Source organism: Megasphaera indica, from assembly GCF_046614755.1.
In the GTDB taxonomy this organism is placed as follows: domain Bacteria; phylum Bacillota; class Negativicutes; order Veillonellales; family Megasphaeraceae; genus Megasphaera; species Megasphaera intestinihominis.
In genome coordinates this window covers 1-261 of sequence record NZ_JBKKJR010000076.1, presented here as the reverse complement: position 1 = coordinate 261, position 261 = coordinate 1, and the positions used below count along the sequence as shown (strand labels likewise).

Annotated in this window: 1 pseudogene; it reads right to left on the bottom strand. The window is 51.0% G+C overall.

What is annotated here, in order from left to right:
- Positions 1–261: pseudogene (locus ACFCTO_RS12235) on the bottom strand (IS701 family transposase); the annotation flags it as partial.

The following is a 261-nucleotide window of genomic DNA, read 5'->3' as shown; positions in this document are numbered from 1 at the left end:
GGGATATTGCAAAACCCGCTCTATCAACGTGCTTTTGGCATACCAACTGTCAAAGAACAGTAATACCTGCCGGTCTTTCAGTAAGGGCATCACCTCCTCGATGAGATCACCAGCTAACTCAAGTTTGGTCTTTTCTTTCGGCCACATCCAGTATCCTACGGGAACCGCTAAATAGCGGATGAGCGGAGCTTCACCTGCATGCTGGCTCAGGACAGGGACGCTCAGCGTCAGACTGACGAAGCAATGACCGTTCACATAGGG